Below are 17,607 nucleotides of genomic sequence, written 5' to 3' on the forward strand. Positions count from 1 at the left end.
TGGCCGTCGCCGAACGAGGCAGTTTCGCCGGCGCGGCTCGCCAGCTCGGCATGACACCAGCGTCGGTGACGCGCACCGCCGGGCTTGAACGGCAGCTCGGCGTGCAATTGCTGGTACGCACGACGCGGCAGGTGTCCCTGACATCCGCTGGAGCCGTCTACGCGGCGCGCGTGGCGCCTCTTTCCCAAGGTCTCGTCCGTGCGGCGGAGGAAACCCGCGAGGCTCAGGGGATAACGTCCGGTGGCATCCGCATCAGCGCCCCGCTTTCACTAGGGCTGAAGGTGCTACCCCCCGTGCTCTCGCAATTCGTGACCCTGTATCCGCAAACGCACGTCTCCCTGGCGCTTTCCGACGGGTTCGTCGATATCGTCGAAGAGGACTACGATCTCGCGATCCGGATTTCCGGGCCGCCCGTCGACAAGTCGACCATCTGGCGCAAGATAAGGGAGGTGCCGCGGGTGCTGGTTGCTGCCCCAAACTATCTGACCTCCCGCGGTACCCCGCAGTCGCCCGACGATCTGGCGGAGCATGCTTGCCTCAGCTACGCGTCGGATGCGCGCGACGAGCATTGGGAACTCTCGAAAGGCGGCGGCCGGCGAACCCACAAGGCAACCGGCGTCTTCAGCTCCAACAGTGGCGATCTGCTCGCCCGACTTGCCCTCAATGGCGAAGGGATCGTGCTCTTGCCCCGGTTCATCGTCGACGATGATCTCGCCGCTGGAAGGCTGGTGGAGGTTCTTGCGGACTGGAGCACTCCGCAGATCTGGCTCACGCTCTACTATCCGCCTTACGAAAAGCTACCGCTCCGGGTTGCCACCTTCTCCGATTTTTTCGAAGCTTATATCCAGGAAATCCGCTCGTTCTGAGCCGGAGAAAGCAGGCCGATGTCATCGTTTCTACCTGAATTCGCATTCTCCCAGGCAGCAGTCCGGGTCCGGTTTGCCCCAGGGGTTCGCCATGACACCGGCGCCGAGGTAGAGCGCCTCGGCTGCAGGCGCGCGATCATAATTTCGACCCCCGGCCAGGTCGCGATGGCGCACGACCTGAGGACGGATATGGCCGAATTCGCCACAGGCGTACTGCCGCTCGCGCAAATGCACACGCCGGTGCCGGTGACCCAGGAGGCCATGCTACAAATTGGACAAATGGACGGGGATTGCCTGGTCGCGATCGGCGGCGGATCAACCATTGGGCTTGCCAAGGCGCTTTCACTGAGAACCGGGCTGCCGCAAATCGTGCTGCCGACGACCTATGCCGGCAGCGAAGCCACTCCGGTGCTCGGTCAGACCGAAGACGGGGTCAAGACGACGTTGACGGATGCCCGGGTGCAGCCCCAGGTCATCCTCTACGACGCCGAACTTATTCGTTCGCTGCCGGTTTCGACGACCGTGGCAAGCGCGCTCAACGCCATGGCGCATGCTGCCGAGGGGCTCTATGCGCGCGATCGCAATCCGATATCGACGCTTCTCGCGACAGAGGGACTTCGAGCGTTCCGGAGGGCGTTGCCGGACGTCTGCCGCAATCCTCGGGATCTCACGGCGCGTGGCGAGACCCTCTATGGGGCATGGCTGTGCGGCACTGTGCTCGGGCAAGTCGGCATGGCCTTGCACCACAAGCTATGCCATGTGCTGGGCGGCTCCTTCGGCCTGCCTCATGCCGAGACCCACGCGGTAATGCTGCGCTATACGATCGCTTTCAACGCGACCGCCACGGGTGCCCTTCTGGATCCGATACGCGAAATCTTTGATGACGGCGACGTTGGTCATGCACTTGCAATCTTCGCGGACGGCGTCGGAGCGCCACGGTCCTTGCGTGACCTCGGAATGCGCGAAGCGGATCTCGCCGGCGCCGCCGATCTTGCAATGTCGGCCGCCTATTGGAATCCGCGGCCGCTGATGCGCGACGAAATCCTAGGTCTGCTGAGATCAGCGTGGGCCCGGGAGGGCCGTAGCCAAGGCGGCAAGGGCTGAAAGACGGTCTCAAGGACAAATGGCTGCGGCCGTACGACAACGTCACCGGTGATCCCGAACGGCTGGCCAGTTTCGTTCACACCAGCGCGCGAGAGCGCCGGTCCTGACCGATTTGCAGGGACAGCGATGTACCCAGCCGCTTGAACCCGCGCCTCACCGTAGACAGTGGGTTCGCCGTCGCCACGCACATGCTGCTGACCCGCAAGTTCGGGGAATGAAGAACCCGGCCGTCATTGTCGAACCAACAGCGGCCGCCGGTGGCTTTGGACAACCGCAGGGCTAGGCCAGCCGTGCCCGAGTTGTGCGCGGCGTTGCCAGGAGCAGGCTCGTCTCGCTGCCCGTTATGCCGGGAATGAGGCGGATGCGGCGCAATACAGCATCAAAATCGGTCAACGAGGCCGTCCCAAGTTCCACCACTAGGTCCCAGCGGCCATTGGTCGTGTGGATGTCCGAGACCTCGGGGAAGCCCCCTAACGAGCGCACCACCCGATCAGCGGCGTGGCCTTCGATCTCGATCAGCATGATACCCCGAATGCGCTGATCGACCGCATCGGCGCGGAGCACGACCGTGTAGCCGATGATCTGGCCGGACCGTTCAAGCCGCTCCATACGCGCCCTGACCGTGGCGCGTGAAACGCCGAGATCCACGGCCAGATCAGAGACGCTGCGCCGCCCGTCGTGGCGAAGCAAGGTCACGAGCCGTTCGTCTAAAGAATCCATCCGTGCTGCCATTTAGACCAAAATCGGTGCCGATATGATAAAACAGCCTTGCCGGATTGCCAATTTAATATGTTCACGTCGCCATGCCGCCATGGTTCTTTCCCGGACCATTCAAGGTTGCCAGCAGGAGAAATCATGCGTTGCAGAATCGTCGGGGCGCCGGTGCAGGACGGCGCTGGCAGAATGGGATGTGAAATGGGGCCGAGTGCGCTGCGGACCGCCGGACTTTCCCAGGTGCTGTCGGGCCTCGGCCACACTGTCGAGGATATGGGCGCCGTCCAGCCGGTTCCGACAAGACGCCTCGTGCACGGCAACCTGGCACTGAAGGCCCTGCCTGAGGTATCGGCCTGGACATCCGCCATTGCCGAGGCCGCCTACGCTGCGAGCAAGGATGCCATGCCGATCTTTCTCGGCGGCGACCATTCGATCTCGGCCGGCACCGTATCGGGCATCGCCCGCCGCGCCGCCGAAAGCGGGCGCCCGCTGTTCGTTCTGTGGCTCGATGCGCATCCGGACTTCCACACGCTCGACACCACCGCCAGCGGCAACCTGCACGGTGTTCCGCTCGCCTATGCCAGCGGCCAGCCGGGTTTCCGCGGCTATTTTCCGGATCTGCCGGCAGCGGTCGATCCCTCGCGTATCTGCACCATGGGCCTGCGCAGTGTCGACCCGGCCGAGCGAACGGCGCTCAACGAGGCGGGAGTAACCGTGCACGATATGCGCGCCATCGATGAGCATGGCATCGCTCCGTTGCTGCGCGCTTTCCTGGCGCGCGTGTCGGCGGAAGACGGCCTGCTGCATGTCAGCCTCGATGTCGACTTCCTCGACCCGTCTATCGCCCCGGCGGTCGGCACCACCGTTCCCGGCGGTGCCACTTTTCGCGAGGCGCATCTGGTGATGGAGATGCTGTCCGACAGCGGTCTCGTTTCCAGCCTCGACCTGGTCGAGTTGAATCCCTTTCTGGACGAGCGGGGCCGAACCGCGACGCTGATGGTCGACCTGACCGCGAGCCTGATGGGTCGCCGCATCATGGACCGCCCCACCCGCAGCCATTCCGGGAGTTTTTGATGACGACCACGGCAAAGCTGAACATCGTCCCCTTCGTCAGCGTCGACCGCATGATGAAGCTGGTGAATGCCATCGGTGTCGAGCGCTTCCTGACCGAGCTTGCAAGCTACATCGAGGAAGACTTCCGTCGCTGGGAACTGTTCGACAAGACACCGCGCATCGCCTCGCATAGCCATGACGGCGTCATCGAGCTGATGCCGACAAGCGATGGGCGCCTCTACGGCTTCAAATACGTCAATGGCCATCCCAAGAACATGCGCCAAGGCTTGCAGACGGTCACGGCGTTCGGCGTACTCGCCGATGTTGGCAGCGGTTACCCGATGCTGCTCACCGAAATGACCATCCTGACCGCGCTGCGCACCGCTGCCACCTCCGCTGTCGCGGCCAAGTATCTGGCGCCGAGCGGCGCGCGCACCATGGCCATCATCGGCAATGGCGCCCAATCGGAATTTCAGGCGATTGCCTTCAAGGCGCTCACAGGCATCGACCGGCTCAGGCTTTACGACATCGATCGGTCCGCCTCGCTGAAATGCGCGAAGAACCTTTCAGGCATGGGATTCGATATCACGATCTGCGGGACCGGGCAGGAAGCGGTTGAAGGGGCCGGGATCATCACGACCGTTACCGCCGACAAGCAGAACGCCACGATTCTCACCGACAACATGGTCGGCTCCGGCGTCCACATCAACGCTGTCGGCGGCGATTGTCCCGGCAAGACCGAACTGCACAAGGATATCCTGGTGCGCTCGGATATTTTCGTCGAGTTCCCGCCGCAGACACGCATCGAAGGCGAGATCCAGCAACTGGACTCCGACCATCCCGTGACCGAACTCTGGCAAGTAATCACCACCAAGGCCCAAGGCCGCCGAGACGCCAAGCAGATCACGCTGTTCGATTCGGTCGGCTTCGCGATCGAGGATTTTTCGGCGCTGCGCTATGTACGCGACCAACTGCAAGCCACCGGCCTCTACGAGGAACTCGACCTGCTCGCCGATCCCGATGAGCCACGCGACCTGTTTGGCATGTTGCTGAGGGCGGCCATGCAGCCGGCGGCTTGAGGGTATCCAAGGTAACCCGAATTTCACCTATCCCGATGAACTGGGCGGCCGCGACGTTGCTGTCAAATCCGTCCTGCCCGCTGCGGTTGACCGAAGACCGGTTCGCTCCGATCGTCTTCCTGCGATACAGCTCATTTCTGGTCCAGTCAGATTTCTGGATCGCGGTGCTGAAAGAATTGGAGAAAAAGCTCTCGCTCAGTCGTTATGTCGAGCTTTTCGTAGATGCGGCGGCGATGGTTCTTGACCGTGCCCACCGTGATGCCGAGCCGCTCGGCGATGTTGGCGGTCGGGTGGCCGGCCAGGATGAGTTGCACGAGCTCCCTTTCCCTGGGCGAGAGTTCCGGCCACAGGCTAACGGGAATTGTCGGTTTCTGTCGCGGTGAAGCGCCGGGGCTTGTCGGCGCTGACGTGCGGGAAAACTCGGCTCCGTGCGCCTTGATGTCGAGCGCGTGCAGTGCTTCGAACACCGGCAGCCGTTCGTCCAGCAAGGCGATCTCGCTTTCCTTGAACGAACTGGTCGAGCGATCGAGGAAGATGCCAAGGCACCAGTCGCCGCCATCGGCCAGCATGATGCCGACCTCGTCGCAGATTTCCGACTGCGCCAGGAAGCCGGCTATGTACTGGCCGCGCTTGGCCTCGTCATCCGCCAGTCGCTTGAGCGGCATGATGCCCAACCGGCGCTCGCGCCGCCACGAGGCATAGAACGGGTCGAATACATAGTAGTTGTCCAGATAGCGCCGGACCATTTCATCTGAGAAGCGCCGGTGCTTCACGAATTCCGGTGTCTGCGTCGTCGAGTAGCGCGTCACCGTGACGAGGTCGTGCTCGATGTCCGCGCCGATCAGGTCGATCAGGCAATCGACATGCCTGTCCGTGCCGGTAGCGGCGATCGCCTTGGCGAGCGGCGCCCAGATATTGCCCATGCGCATGCCTCTTTGTCGGCGACGAGCCCCTCGTCGTCATTGTGCCTTTAGGCATATGGCGCGAACCGGCCCGTCGAATCTAGCCTGTGGTCACTTTCGGCAAGGGAAGGCGACCCGTGGACCAGATCACCACCAACCCCATCGTTATCGGCATCGACGCCGGCGGCACCATGACCGACACCATCCTTGTCGATCAGGACGGCCACTTCAAGATCGGCAAATCGGCGACCACGCCAAAGAACGAGGCCGAGGGCTTCCTCGCTTCGGCCGAGGACGCGGCCGACGCCTGGGGCATCTCGCTGCAGGACCTCTTTTCCGGCGTCAATGTGGTGCTCTACTCCGGCACCGGCATGCTCAACACGCTGTTGTCGCGCACCGGCCGCAAGCTTGGCCTGATCACCACCAAGGGCCTCGAGGACATGATCCTGATGGGCCGTGGCCTGCAGGCCTGGGCGGATTATTCCTATGCCGACCGGCTGCATGCGGTGACGCATCACCATCCCGATCCGCTGGTGCCGCGCCGCCGCACCCATGGCGTCACCGAGCGCATCGACCAGTTCGGCGACGTCATCCTGCCGCTCTACGAGCACGAGGTTCATGCCGCCGCGAAGAGACTGATCGCCGACAAGGTCGAGGCGATCTGCATCATGACCGTGTTCTCGCACGTCAACCCGGCGCACGAAAAGCGCATCGCCGAGATCTGCCGCGAGGAGATCGTCGCCGCCGGCGCCGAAATCCTGGTCTACACCAGCCACGAGGTCCGCCCCGTCATCCGCGAACAGTCACGGCTGAACTCGGTGCTGATCGAGGCCTACGCCACCTCGCGCGGCCGCAAGCAGCTCAAGGGCATCGAGGACGTTTCGAAGAAATATGGCTTCAAATATGGCGTGCAGACGCTGCTTTCTTTCGGCGGCCTGACCTCGATCAACCATCCGCGCCTGCACGAGACCATGATTTCCGGCCCGATCGGCGGCATTCTGGGCGCAGCCTATGTCGGCAAGCTGATCGGCAACGACTCGTTGATCTGCTCGGATATGGGCGGCACCTCCTTCGACATGGGCGTCATCACGCGCGGCCAGACGCGGATCGAGAACGAGCCGCTGATGGACCGTTTCAAGCTCAACGTGCCGACGCTGCATCTCGACACGATCGGCGCGGGTGCGGGCATGATCCTCAAGGTCGACCCGCTGACCAGGAAAGTCTCCCTCGGACCGGAAAGCGCCGGTTCCGATCCCGGCCCGATCTGCTTCGCCAAGGGCGGCACGGAGCCCACCATCGCCGATTGCGACGCCATCCTCGGCCGTCTCAACCCGCATTACTTCCTCGGCGGCAAGGTCGTGTTGCAGGTCGAGAAGGCGCGCAAGGCCTTCGAGGAAAAGTGTTCCCGTCTGCTTGGCGTCGGCGTGGAGGAGGCAGCCGAAGGCATGATCGACATGCTGGAGGCCGACGCCAACAACGCGCTCCGCCGCGTCATCTCGGGCCAGGGCATCCATCCGTCGGAGTTCACGCTGCTCTCCTATGGCGGCTCGGGTCCGCTGCACCTGGCCGGCTGCTCGCGCGGAATCGGTTTCAAGGACATCATCACCTTTCAGTTCGCCGCCGCCTTCTCCGCCTTCGGCTGCACCACGGCGGATTTCATGCGCCGTCACTCGGTGTCGACGCAGATCGATATCGGCGCGCGCGCAAGCGATGACCAGCTGGTGGCCTTCGGAACGAAAGTCACCGCCATCTGGGACGATCTCACCAAGGCGGCGGTCGATGAGATGATCGCCGATGGCCATAGCAGGGACAAGGTCAAGACCGTGCCGTTCCTGATGATGCGCTATACCGGCCAGCTCGAGGACGTCGAGGTGATGGCGCCGCTGTCGGCCATCAACTCGGCCGACGACATGCGCAAGGTGATCGACGAATTCGAGGCGGTCTACGCAAAGGTAAACCATCGCGTCTCACGCTACGGCGAAGCCGGCTTCTCGATCACGGAGCTCGGGCTCATCGCCACCGCCGACAAGGTCAAGCCTGTGCTCTTGAAGCGCCCGCTCGGCAAGTCCGATCCGGCATCGGCCCATAAGGGCGTTCGGGAGGTCTATATTGGCGGCCGCTGGCACAAGGCCAACCTCTACGAGATGGACCTTCTGCAGCCCGGTCATGAGGTGATCGGCCCGGCCATCATCGAACACCCCGCCACGACGCTCGTCGTCCATCCGCAAGACCGTGTCCATGTCGATGAGTGGACGCTGCTGCACTATACCCACGCTTGAGAAGGGCGAACGCCATGCTGGACAAACCCGCTTCCGCCCTGCGCATCCGCGAGCGGCTAATCGAATCCGAACGGCTCATGGAAGAGACCGGCTGCTACGACGGCATCACGGAACTTTCGCTGCGCAACCAGGATCCGCTGAAATTCGAGACGCTGCACACCAAGCTGCGCGCCTACTGCGTGTCGGCACGCGAAATGGCGCGCCGCATCTCGGCCTCGCCCGGCGTGCGCGAGGTCGGCGAGATGGTGGTCGCCATCTACACGCCGGAAGGCGATGCTATCGCGCTCTCCAACGGCATCATGGTGCATGTGCACACGATGAGCCGCTTCATCAAATGGATGATCAGACAAGGCTACGAAGAGAATCCTGGCATTGTCGACGGCGATATCTTCGCCAACAACGACGCCTTCATCGGCACCGTCCAGGTGCCTGATGTGATGGACGTGGTGCCGATCTTTCATTCGGGCAAGCTCGTCGGCTGGGCCGGCGCCGTCTGCCACGAGCTCGAGGCCGGCGGCATCACGCCCGGTGGCGACGTGGCATTGGCGCAGGAGCGCTTCACCGAGGGCCTGTTCGTCTGCGCCGAAAAGGTCGGCAAGAACGACGAGCTGCGGCGCGACTACGTGATCCGCTGCGAGCGCAATCTGCGCATGCCGATCTACTGGGTGCTGGACGAGAAGGCCAAGGTCGCCTCCTGTATCGATATGCGCGAAAGCGTCAAGGCGCTGATCGACGACATCGGCCTCGACTACTGGATGAAGATCTCGAAGGAATTCATCGAGGAGGGCCGCCGCGCCCAGCTTGCCCGCACCCGCCAGCTGACCGTGCCGGGCATCTATCGTGGCCACACCTTCTACGGCCATGTCACCGCGGGCAAGCCGGGTTATCAGCCGCTCGGTGACCCCGACTGGCTTTACAATATGCCGATCGAGATGGAGATCACCACCGATGGCAAGATCATCATGGACTTCGAGGGCACGCAGCCCTGGGGTTACCACTCGATGAACTGCACGCCGGCCGGCATGGACGGCGGCATGTTCGTGACGCTGACCCAGCACATGAATTTCGAGGGCCTGGTCAATGACGGCGCCTGGATGGCGACCGAACTGAAGCTGCCGCACGGCACCTGGACCAATCCGGACAACGAGATGGTGGCGACAGCCACCTCATGGGCGCTGCTGCTGCCCGCCTATGGCGTCTTCCAGCGCCTGTTGTCGCGCTCGTTTATCGCCCGCGGTTTCGTCGAAGAAGCCTTCGTCGGCCAGGTCAACAGCCCGATGATCGAGATGGGCGGCACCAGCCAGTACGGCTCGCTGTTCGGCATGGCACATTTCGAATGCGCCGCCGCCGGCTCCGGCGCGCTCGCCATCAAGGATGGGCTCGACACCGCTTATGTCGGCTGGAATCCTGAATCCGACATGGGCAATATCGAAATCTGGGAACAGAACATGCCGATGGTCTATATCGGCCGCTCCATCGTCCCCAATTCTGGCGGCGCCGGCAAATATCGCGGCGGCTGCTCCTTCCTGTCGACATGGCTGGTCAGCAAGACCGACCATCTCAGGCTGGTCACTTCCGAGCATTCCTCGCGCGTCTTCGACAATGGCGGCATGTGCGGCGGCTATCCGGCGCCGACCTGCCAGAAGCACCGAGCCGTGCGCGACTCGAACATCTTCGAACTGGCTGAAAAGGGCGCGCCGCTGGCACATCACACCGGCACCAACCCTCACCGGTCCGAACTCGAAGTCCGGCTGCAGGGCGAGCATGTGACCATGGAAGGCCCCTACATCACCGCGCCGCACAAGACCGGCGATGTCTTCACCCATTCCTACAATGGCGGCGGCGGCTATGGCGACGTGCTGGAGCGCGATCCGATCAAGACGGCATCGGATGTCGAGAACGGCTATCTCACCCGCGAAGCCGCCGAAGGCATCTTCGGCATCATGCTGGATGAGGATGCGGATGGCTATCCTGTCGCTAACCTGGAGGCCACCAAGCGCCACCGCGCCGAGATGCGCGCGAAGCGGCTCGCCCAGGCAAGGCCGGTATCGGAGTGGATCGCGAAGGAGCGTGTCCGGGTCGAAAAGGCCGACTTCGCACCTGAGGTGAAGAAAATGTATGCCAGCGCGATCAAGCTGTCGCCGCGCTTCACCAAGGATTTCAGCGCGTTCTGGAACGTCGACGCCAGATCGATCTTCATGCCGGGAGCAAAGCCATGACCTCGTACAGCAAGGAAGTCATCGCCGATCTGGTCGCGGGCACGCTGCCCTGGCCGCAGACGCGCCGCGTCATGAGCGCCTACAAGGACGACGACCGCTTCTTCAAATATGTCGCCGTGCTGCAGGACCGCGTCGGCTGGAAGGATCCAATCCTGCTGCCGGTCTCCGATCACCTGTTCATCTGCCAGAGCGGCGACGAGCGGGTGACCCGGTGCGAGTGCGGCCACTCCTTTGGCGACTACCGCAAGAACTGGAAGCTGAAGGCCTCGATCATCGTGCGCAATACCGAAGAGTCACTGCGCGAGATCTATCCCAACAGCGATCTGCCGGATCCCGAATGGATGGAGATCCGCGAGTTCATCTGCCCGCAATGCGGCACTATGCACGAGGTGGAGGCTGCCGCACCTGGCTATCCCATCGTGCACGATTTCGAACCGGACCTCGAAGGATTCTACCGCGACTGGCTGGGCAGGCCGCTGGAGTCAATGAACAAGGGAAGCTGATGGCGAAAACAGGTCGCGTTGCAGACAAGGTAGCGCTCGTCACCGGGGCCGGTCTTGGCCTTGGGCGGGCGTCCGCGCTGCTTTTGGCGGCGGAAGGCGCGACGCTGGCCGTCAGCGACATCGATGAGGCGCTTGCCGCCGATACGGCGATGCGGATCGAGAAGGCGGGCGGCCAGGCACTGGCACTTCGCCACGATGTCTCGAAGCCGGAGGACTGGCCTTCCGTCATGGCCGCGATCGAGGGGCGGTTCGGGCGGCTCGACGTTCTGGTCAACAATGCCGGCATCGCGATTGCCAAAAACATCGAAGACACCACGCTTGCCGAATGGCGGCGGACCATGGCCATCAACCTCGACGGTGTCTTCCTCGGTTGCCAGGAAGGCATCAAGCTGATGAAGCGTTCTGGCGGCGGTTCGATCGTCAACCTGTCGTCCATCGACGGCATCATCGGCGAGGCCGAACTTGCCGCCTATTGCGCCTCCAAGGGTGGCGTGCGCACGCTGACCAAGGCGGTCGCCGTGCACTGTGCCGAAAAGCGCTACGGCATCCGCTGCAACTCCATCCACCCCGGCTACATCTGGACGCCGCAGACCGAAAACTATCTGCGCGATCTCGGCACGCTCGACCAGGAAAAGGCCAAGGCGCTGTCGCGCCACCCGATCGGCTTCCTCGGCGAGCCCGACGACATCGCCTACATGGTCCTCTACCTCGCTTCGGATGAATCGAAATTCGTCACCGGCTCCGAGATGGTCGTCGATGGAGGCTATCTTGCCGTGTGAATTCCCGCCCGGCCTTGCCGCCCGCACCAAACCTTGTGGAGATCTCGCCTGATGACAAACCTTTCCGGCCGCAGCGCGATCGTCACCGGCGGGTTCTCCGGAATGGGTTTTGCGATTGCCACCGCCTTGGCAAGGGCCGGCGCCAACATCGCCGTGGGCTCCTACATCGCGCCACCCGGCAACGACAGATCCGATGCCGCCTATTATCCCGGCGCCGATGAGACCGAGCGCGTGTGTTCGGCCCTGTCGGCTCATGGCATCAAAGTTTATGCTGCCCATCTGGATGTGCGTGACAGCGACGTGACCAACCTTTTCGCGGCCGAGGCCCAGGCCGCCATCGGTCCGGCCGACATTCTGGTCAACGCGGCCGGCACCACCGCGGAGCAACCGGTCTGCGGTCATTCCGACGCGCTGTGGGACAAGATCGTCGACACCAATCTGACTGGCGCCTTCCGAGCCACCCGCGCCGTGCTGCCGAGCATGATCGAACGTGGCTGGGGCCGCATCGTCAACATCGGCTCGACCGCCGCCACCGTCGGCTGGAAGGACAATCCGGCCTATTGCGCCTCCAAGGCCGGGTTGCTCGGCCTGACCCGTTGCGTGGCGCTGGAAGGCGCGGCGCATGGCGTCACCTGCGTCATGATCAGCCCTACCTGGGTCGAGACCGAACTGATGCGCCGCAACGTGGCGCAGGTCGTCGAGCGCGAAGGCAAGGGGCGCAGCGCCGAGGATGTCATGGACGAATTCAGGAAGAGCAATCCTCAGGGCCGCATGATGCAGCCGGAGGAGATCGCAGCACTTGCCGTCTTCCTCTGCTCGGATATCGCCAAGGGCATCACCATGGAAAACATTCAGATCACCGGCGGAGCATTATGGTAGCATCCGCGCGAGATGGCTGCGGGCCTTCATGGGAGGAGGTCGGCAAAAAGTAGGAATAAAAAAGTCCAACCGACAGGGGAACTGACATGACAAGAACAAATGCCTTGAAAGGCGCCGGCGTCGGGCTGGCGCTTCTGCTTGCTGTAACCGCTCAGGGACGAGCCGCCGACCTCGGCGCCAAGGACGAGCCGATCAAGCTCGCCATGCTCGAATGGACCGGATCGCATGTGTCTACGCACATCGCCGGGCAGTTGCTTCAAAAGCTCGGCTACAAGGTCGAATACGTCACCGCCGGCAACTTCCCGCAATTCTCCGGCCTTGCCGACGGCACGCTGAGTGCCTCGGTCGAAATCTGGCTGAACAATGTCGGCGACATCTATCCCAAAGTGCTGGCCGAAAAGAAGATCGAGGACATCGGCAAGCTGGATCTGAAGACGCAGGAGGGCTGGATCTATCCAAAGTTCATGGAGAAGGTCTGCCCCGGCCTGCCGGATTGGAACGCGCTGAACAAGCCGGAGTGCATCCAGGCGCTGTCGACACCCGAGACCGCGCCCAACGGCCGCTTCCTCGACTATCCGGCCGACTGGGGTTCGCGAGCCGCGACTATTCTGGCCGACAACAACATGCAGTACACCGCCGTGCCGGCCGGCTCGGAAGGCGCGCTGGTCGCCGAACTCGAGGCCTCGGAAGCCGCCAAGTCACCGCTGGTGATGATGTTCTGGGGGCCGCACTACGCGCTGGCCGAAAACGATGTCGGCTGGATCACCATGCCGCCCTGTAAAGACAAGACCAACGAACATTGCATCACGCCACCCGATGTCGACAAGATCGTCTGGTCCGGCTTCGGCGCCAAATGGCCTGCCGCCTATGCCTTCCTCAAGGCATTCAAGATGGATGCCACCGAGCAGCAGAAGATGATGCTGGCGGTCGACAAGCAGGGCAAGGACCTCGACGCCGTCGTCAAGGATTGGCTCGACAAGAACGAAGCGGTGTGGAAACCCTGGGTCGACGCGGCCAAGGGGTGATCTCGGCCCATGCCTTGCCCAGGCACTGACGAGAATTGCCGCTCGGTTCCCGGTGATCCGGGAACCGGACGCTTGCTTGGTGCGGGCGGCCGACGATGAGCAAGGCGGTCCGAGAGATAAAACTAGCCTGCCGCAACGTGTGGAAGGTCTATGGGCGGCGTCCCGCCTACTATTTCGATTCACGCGGCTACATCATCGAACCCGACGCGCTGGCCGAACGGCTGCGTGCCGAAGCGCATCTGCCCGCCGTGGTCGACGCCACTTTCGAGGTCGCCACCGGCGAGATCTTCGTCATCATGGGGCTGTCCGGCTCAGGCAAGTCGACACTGGTGCGTTGCCTGTCGCGGCTGGTCGAGCCGAGCGCCGGCGAAATACTGCTCGACGGCCGCGACCTCTCCAAAGTCTCCGGCAAGGAACTGATCGAACTGCGCCGCCACGCAATGGGCATGGTGTTCCAGAATTTCGGCCTGCTGCCACACCTGACCATTCTGGGCAATGTGGCTTTCCCGCTGAAGATCCAGGGCAAGCCGGTGAAAGAGCGCGAAGCCCGCGCCCGCGAGATGATCGCGCTGGTCGGTCTCGAGGGCCGCGAGGCTTCGTTTCCGCACCAGCTTTCCGGTGGCCAGCAGCAGCGCGTCGGCATCGCCCGTTCGCTCGCCGTCGGCCCGGAGCTGTGGTTCCTGGACGAGCCGTTCTCTGCGCTCGATCCGCTCATCCGGCGGCAGATGCAGGATGAGTTCCTGCGCCTGCAGCGCATGCTGCAGAAAACCATCGTCTTCATCACCCACGACATGGCCGAAGCTTTCCGGCTGGCCGACCGGCTCGCCATCATGCGGGCCGGCAAGATCGTCCAGATCGGCCGCCCGGCCGACATCGTGCTCAGCCCGGCCGACGACTATGTCGCGCAGTTCACCGAGGACATGCCGCTGCTGCGCGTCATCAAGGCGGGCGACCTGGCGGCGCCGGCGAACGGAGCCGCTATGCCGCACGAGAGCATCGCTGCCGACACCAGTATCGAGGAGCTTATCCCACGCCTGGCGTCCGGGATCGGCGCCTTCACCGTCCCGGGCGAGGGCGCCAGTCCGCCACGGCTGCTCAGCGCCAGCGCGGTTCTTGCCGTGCTCGATCGCGAACAGGCAAGACGGACACGGCCATGACGGCGCCTGCCGCGACATTGCCATCCTCGCCGAGGGTCGTTGTGGAGCCGGCCCTTCTGCCCTGGTGTGGACTGACCGTTCTGGCCGTCCTTTGTCTCGTGCTGAAGGCCGATTTCCCCTGGCTGGTGACATTTCCGAAGGAATGGACGCTACCGTTCGCACCGGCCATCAATTTGGTCACCGATGCGGTCGTGACCGTCGTCCAGCCCGCATTCCGCGCCCTGTCCGCCGTGCTCGATGCACCCATGCGCGGCGCGCGCCTGGTGCTGGTATGGCTGCCGTGGCCGGCGGTGATGCTGGCGGTCGCGGCGCTTGCGCTGAAATCGAGCGGCATTCGGCTGGCAGTCTTCGCCGTTCTGGCGCTCGCCTACATCCTGCTTGCCGGCTACTGGCCGCAAAGCATGAGCACGCTGTCGCTGGTGCTGCTGGCCGTACCGATCTCCGTTGTGCTCGGCTTTTGGCTTGGCGTGCTGGGTCATAGCAGACCGCGCGCGCGGCCCGCACTGCTCGGCGCACTCGACCTGATGCAGACCGTGCCGGCCTTCGCCTATCTCATCCCGCTGCTTCTTCTGTTCGGCTTCGGCCCAGTGGTTGGGCTGATCGCCAGCGCCATCTATGCGACGCCGCCGATGGTGCGCAACACCATGCTCGGCCTCGACCGCGTGCCATCGGACATCAGCGAAGCAGGGGTGATGAGCGGCTGCACGCGCCGGCAGCAGTTCTGGCACGTCGAAGTGCCGACCGCGCTGCCGCAAATGCTCGTCGGCTTCAACCAGACGACGATGGCGGCGCTCTCGATGGTCATCGTCGCCGCCATCATCGGCGGTTTCGAGGACATTGGCTGGGAGGTGCTGTCATCGATGCGCAAGGCCGAGTTCGGCCAGAGCATTCTGTCCGGATTGGTCATCGCGCTGCTCGCCATCCTCGTCGATCGCCTGACCATCGGCTTCGCCCGGGAACGGCCGACCGGGCCGACCGCCGCCATGGCATGGATGACCGGCCGCAGGCTGGTAATTGCGCTGGTGCTCGCCGTGGTGCTGGCGGTTGCCATACGTGTCCTGTGGCCTGACGAGACCTTGCTGCCTGCCACCGGGTTGCGCATGCAGGTCGGTGGCGTCAATCAATGGCTGCTCGGCCTGGTCCGCGACTACGCCTGGTTCTTCGACGATATCCGCAACAGCGTCCTCTATTGTCTGCTGCTGCCGCTCAGGATCGGCATTTCGGGAGCCGCCACGCCTACGCTCTGGGGCTTTGCGCTGTCGCCGTCGATGGCGGCCGAATATTGCGCGCTGATCCTGGGCGTCGCCGCGCTATCGACCCGCGGCTTCGGGTGGCGGGCTGGCTTGGCCGCACTGGCGGCCGGCCTGGTCCTGTTCACCGGCTTCCTCGGTCTGCCCTGGCCGGTCTTTATCCTTGGCGTCGCCTTGCTTGCCGCACAGGTGGCGGGCATCCGGCTTGGCCTTTTCGCGCTCGCGGGCTTTGCTCTCATCCTGGTCAACGGGCTGTGGCCCCAGCTCATCCAGTCGCTCTACCTCTGTACGCTGGCGGTGCTGCTCTGCTTGGTCATAGGCGGTGCGCTTGGTGTCTGGGCCGCCTATAGCGACCGCGTCTCGCGCTTTCTGAAGCCGGTCTGCGACGCACTGCAGACCATGCCGCAATTCGTCTTCCTCATTCCGGCACTGATGTTCTTCAAGGTTGGCGAGTTCACGGCGCTGATCGCCATCATGCTCTACGCCATCGTGCCGCCGATCCGTTACGTCGAGCATGGCTTGCGGCATGTGCGTGTCGATGTCGTCGAGGCGGTCGAGCAGATGGGCGCGACGCCTACCCAAACATTGTTGCAGGCCAAGCTGCCGCTGGCGCTGCCGGTGGTGATGCTGGGGCTCAACCAGACCATCATGGCAGCCTTGTCGATGCTGGCGATCGCGGCCCTTGTCGGCACGCGCGATCTCGGGCAGGCGGTCTATGTCGCGCTCGGCAAGGCCGATGCCGGCATGGGCCTGATCGCCGGCCTGGCAATCGCGTTCCTGGCGATTCTGGCGGACCGCATGGTAGCGGGGTGGGTAGAGGGGCGTATCCTGGTCCCTGATCGAGGCGCCTAGATGTTTAGTCCTGGCAAATGGTGGAACGCATCGTGGATGAAACGCTCAGGGTTCCTTGCAGATGAGTCCGCGGCCAAAGTTGTGGGCCGCGACGAAGTCGGCAGGATGCCGACGCAGGTGTTCGTGGCCCGGCTGGGATCCAGGCATGACATGCAGACTGGAACCAGTGTGGAAGGCCTCAGGCTTGACCATTGCAACTTCTGCGCCACCTTATTGAAATCTATGGACAATTTGTCTCTCGGCCATGGCAAAATGTCCAGCAGCGAAGCGAGGGCCGGCTTAAGCCATTGAACCACGTCCAGCACGGATCGAAGTCATCGTCAGCACAAGCCAAACGCAGGAGGTATGAATGACCAAGCACAAAGTCGGCTATCTCATCGGCAGCCTCGCGCGCGAATCCATCAACCGCAAGCTCGCGAAGGCGCTGGTGCAGCTTGCCCCGCCGCAACTCGATATGTCGGAGATCTCCTTTAAGGACTTGCCACTCTACAGCTACGACTACGATGCCGACTTTCCGGCCGTCGCTCGCGCCTTCAAGGATGCCATCGCCGCTGTCGACGCCGTCCTTTTCGTAACGCCGGAATACAACCGCTCCATCCCCGGCGGTCTGAAGAACGCCATCGACTGGGCTAGCCGTCCCTATGGCAAGAATTCCTTCGCCCGCAAGCCGTCCGCTGTCATTGGCACGTCGCCCGGCCCGATTGGCACCGCGGTCGCCCAGCAAGACCTGCGTAGCGTGCTGAGCTTCTGCAACTCGCCGCAGATGAACGCCCCTGAAGCCTATATCCAATTCACGCCTGGCCTGGTCACCGACGCCGGGGAGGTCACGGTTGCATCCACCCAGGAATTCCTGCGCAACTACATGGCCGAATTCGGCATGTTCATCGCCAGGGTGCTCCAGGTGCTGCCGAGAAACGCTTAAAGGAATTGCAGGAAGGTGCGCAGC

General features: G+C 63.3%; 15 protein-coding genes. 13 read left to right on the forward strand and 2 right to left on the reverse strand.

Going from position 1 to position 17,607, the window contains the following annotated elements; genetic code table 11:
- Nucleotides 1-866: LysR family transcriptional regulator (locus FJ548_RS28385; protein WP_140779619.1), on the forward strand; the 866-nt coding region annotated here is incomplete at its 5' end.
- 18 nt (nt 867-884) lie between these two features.
- On the forward strand, nt 885-1,970 hold the full coding sequence (locus FJ548_RS28390) for a maleylacetate reductase (RefSeq protein ID WP_140779620.1): 1,086 nt from the start codon (nt 885-887) through the stop codon (nt 1,968-1,970).
- A gap of 279 nt (nt 1,971-2,249) precedes the next feature.
- Here the strand turns inward: FJ548_RS28390 and FJ548_RS28395 are convergent, their stop codons facing one another.
- Nucleotides 2,250-2,690 (reverse strand): Lrp/AsnC family transcriptional regulator, encoded by a 441-nt coding sequence (locus tag FJ548_RS28395; protein ID WP_140612158.1) that lies wholly within the window; start codon nt 2,688-2,690, stop codon nt 2,250-2,252.
- Nucleotides 2,691-2,825: 135 nt separating this feature from the next.
- Here FJ548_RS28395 and rocF point away from each other — a divergent pair, with 135 nt between their 5' ends.
- Together rocF and FJ548_RS28405 are read left to right on the forward strand one after the other, a co-directional pair.
- Nucleotides 2,826-3,758: an arginase gene (rocF, locus tag FJ548_RS28400; RefSeq protein ID WP_140612156.1), complete on the forward strand. Its 933-nt coding sequence runs from the start codon at nt 2,826-2,828 to the stop codon at nt 3,756-3,758.
- Nucleotides 3,758-4,816 carry an ornithine cyclodeaminase gene (locus FJ548_RS28405; RefSeq protein ID WP_140779621.1) on the forward strand — a complete coding sequence of 353 codons (1,059 nt, stop codon included), beginning with the start codon at nt 3,758-3,760 and terminating at the stop codon, nt 4,814-4,816. The genes rocF and FJ548_RS28405 overlap by 1 nt, the downstream gene beginning before the upstream one ends.
- A gap of 146 nt (nt 4,817-4,962) precedes the next feature.
- Here the strand turns inward: FJ548_RS28405 and FJ548_RS28410 are convergent, their stop codons facing one another.
- Nucleotides 4,963-5,745: a helix-turn-helix transcriptional regulator gene (locus tag FJ548_RS28410; RefSeq protein ID WP_140779622.1), complete on the reverse strand. Its 783-nt coding sequence runs from the start codon at nt 5,743-5,745 to the stop codon at nt 4,963-4,965.
- Nucleotides 5,746-5,855: 110 nt separating this feature from the next.
- On the opposite strand from FJ548_RS28410, the gene FJ548_RS28415 reads away from it, so the two are divergent.
- From FJ548_RS28415 to FJ548_RS28455, 9 genes are all read left to right on the forward strand, one after another.
- A complete protein-coding gene (locus tag FJ548_RS28415) occupies nt 5,856-7,997 on the forward strand; it encodes a hydantoinase/oxoprolinase family protein (protein ID WP_140779623.1) in 2,142 nt (713 codons plus the stop codon).
- 14 nt (nt 7,998-8,011) lie between these two features.
- Nucleotides 8,012-10,216 (forward strand): hydantoinase B/oxoprolinase family protein, encoded by a 2,205-nt coding sequence (locus FJ548_RS28420; RefSeq protein ID WP_140612148.1) that lies wholly within the window; start codon nt 8,012-8,014, stop codon nt 10,214-10,216.
- Nucleotides 10,213-10,719, forward strand: coding sequence for an acetone carboxylase subunit gamma (locus FJ548_RS28425; protein ID WP_140612146.1), 507 nt, complete (start codon nt 10,213-10,215; stop codon nt 10,717-10,719). Before FJ548_RS28420 ends, FJ548_RS28425 begins: the two co-directional genes overlap by 4 nt.
- Nucleotides 10,719-11,498 (forward strand): glucose 1-dehydrogenase, encoded by a 780-nt coding sequence (locus tag FJ548_RS28430; protein ID WP_140612144.1) that lies wholly within the window; start codon nt 10,719-10,721, stop codon nt 11,496-11,498. Before FJ548_RS28425 ends, FJ548_RS28430 begins: the two co-directional genes overlap by 1 nt.
- Before the next feature lie 51 nt (nt 11,499-11,549).
- The gene (locus FJ548_RS28435) at nt 11,550-12,377 is read left to right on the forward strand and encodes an SDR family NAD(P)-dependent oxidoreductase (protein WP_140612142.1); all 828 of its coding nucleotides are present in this window, start codon (nt 11,550-11,552) and stop codon (nt 12,375-12,377) included.
- Between the two features lie 86 nt (nt 12,378-12,463).
- On the forward strand, nt 12,464-13,402 hold the full coding sequence (locus tag FJ548_RS28440) for an ABC transporter substrate-binding protein (RefSeq protein WP_140612140.1): 939 nt from the start codon (nt 12,464-12,466) through the stop codon (nt 13,400-13,402).
- A 95-nt stretch (nt 13,403-13,497) separates the two neighbouring features.
- On the forward strand, nt 13,498-14,559 hold the full coding sequence (locus FJ548_RS28445) for a betaine/proline/choline family ABC transporter ATP-binding protein (protein WP_140612138.1): 1,062 nt from the start codon (nt 13,498-13,500) through the stop codon (nt 14,557-14,559).
- Nucleotides 14,556-16,661, forward strand: coding sequence for an ABC transporter permease subunit (locus FJ548_RS28450; protein WP_140612136.1), 2,106 nt, complete (start codon nt 14,556-14,558; stop codon nt 16,659-16,661). Before FJ548_RS28445 ends, FJ548_RS28450 begins: the two co-directional genes overlap by 4 nt.
- A gap of 349 nt (nt 16,662-17,010) precedes the next feature.
- Nucleotides 17,011-17,583 (forward strand): NADPH-dependent FMN reductase, encoded by a 573-nt coding sequence (locus FJ548_RS28455; RefSeq protein ID WP_140612134.1) that lies wholly within the window; start codon nt 17,011-17,013, stop codon nt 17,581-17,583.
- Nucleotides 17,584-17,607: the final 24 nt, after the last annotated feature.

Source organism: Mesorhizobium sp. B2-4-17 (genome assembly GCF_006441275.1).
Classification (GTDB): domain Bacteria; phylum Pseudomonadota; class Alphaproteobacteria; order Rhizobiales; family Rhizobiaceae; genus Mesorhizobium.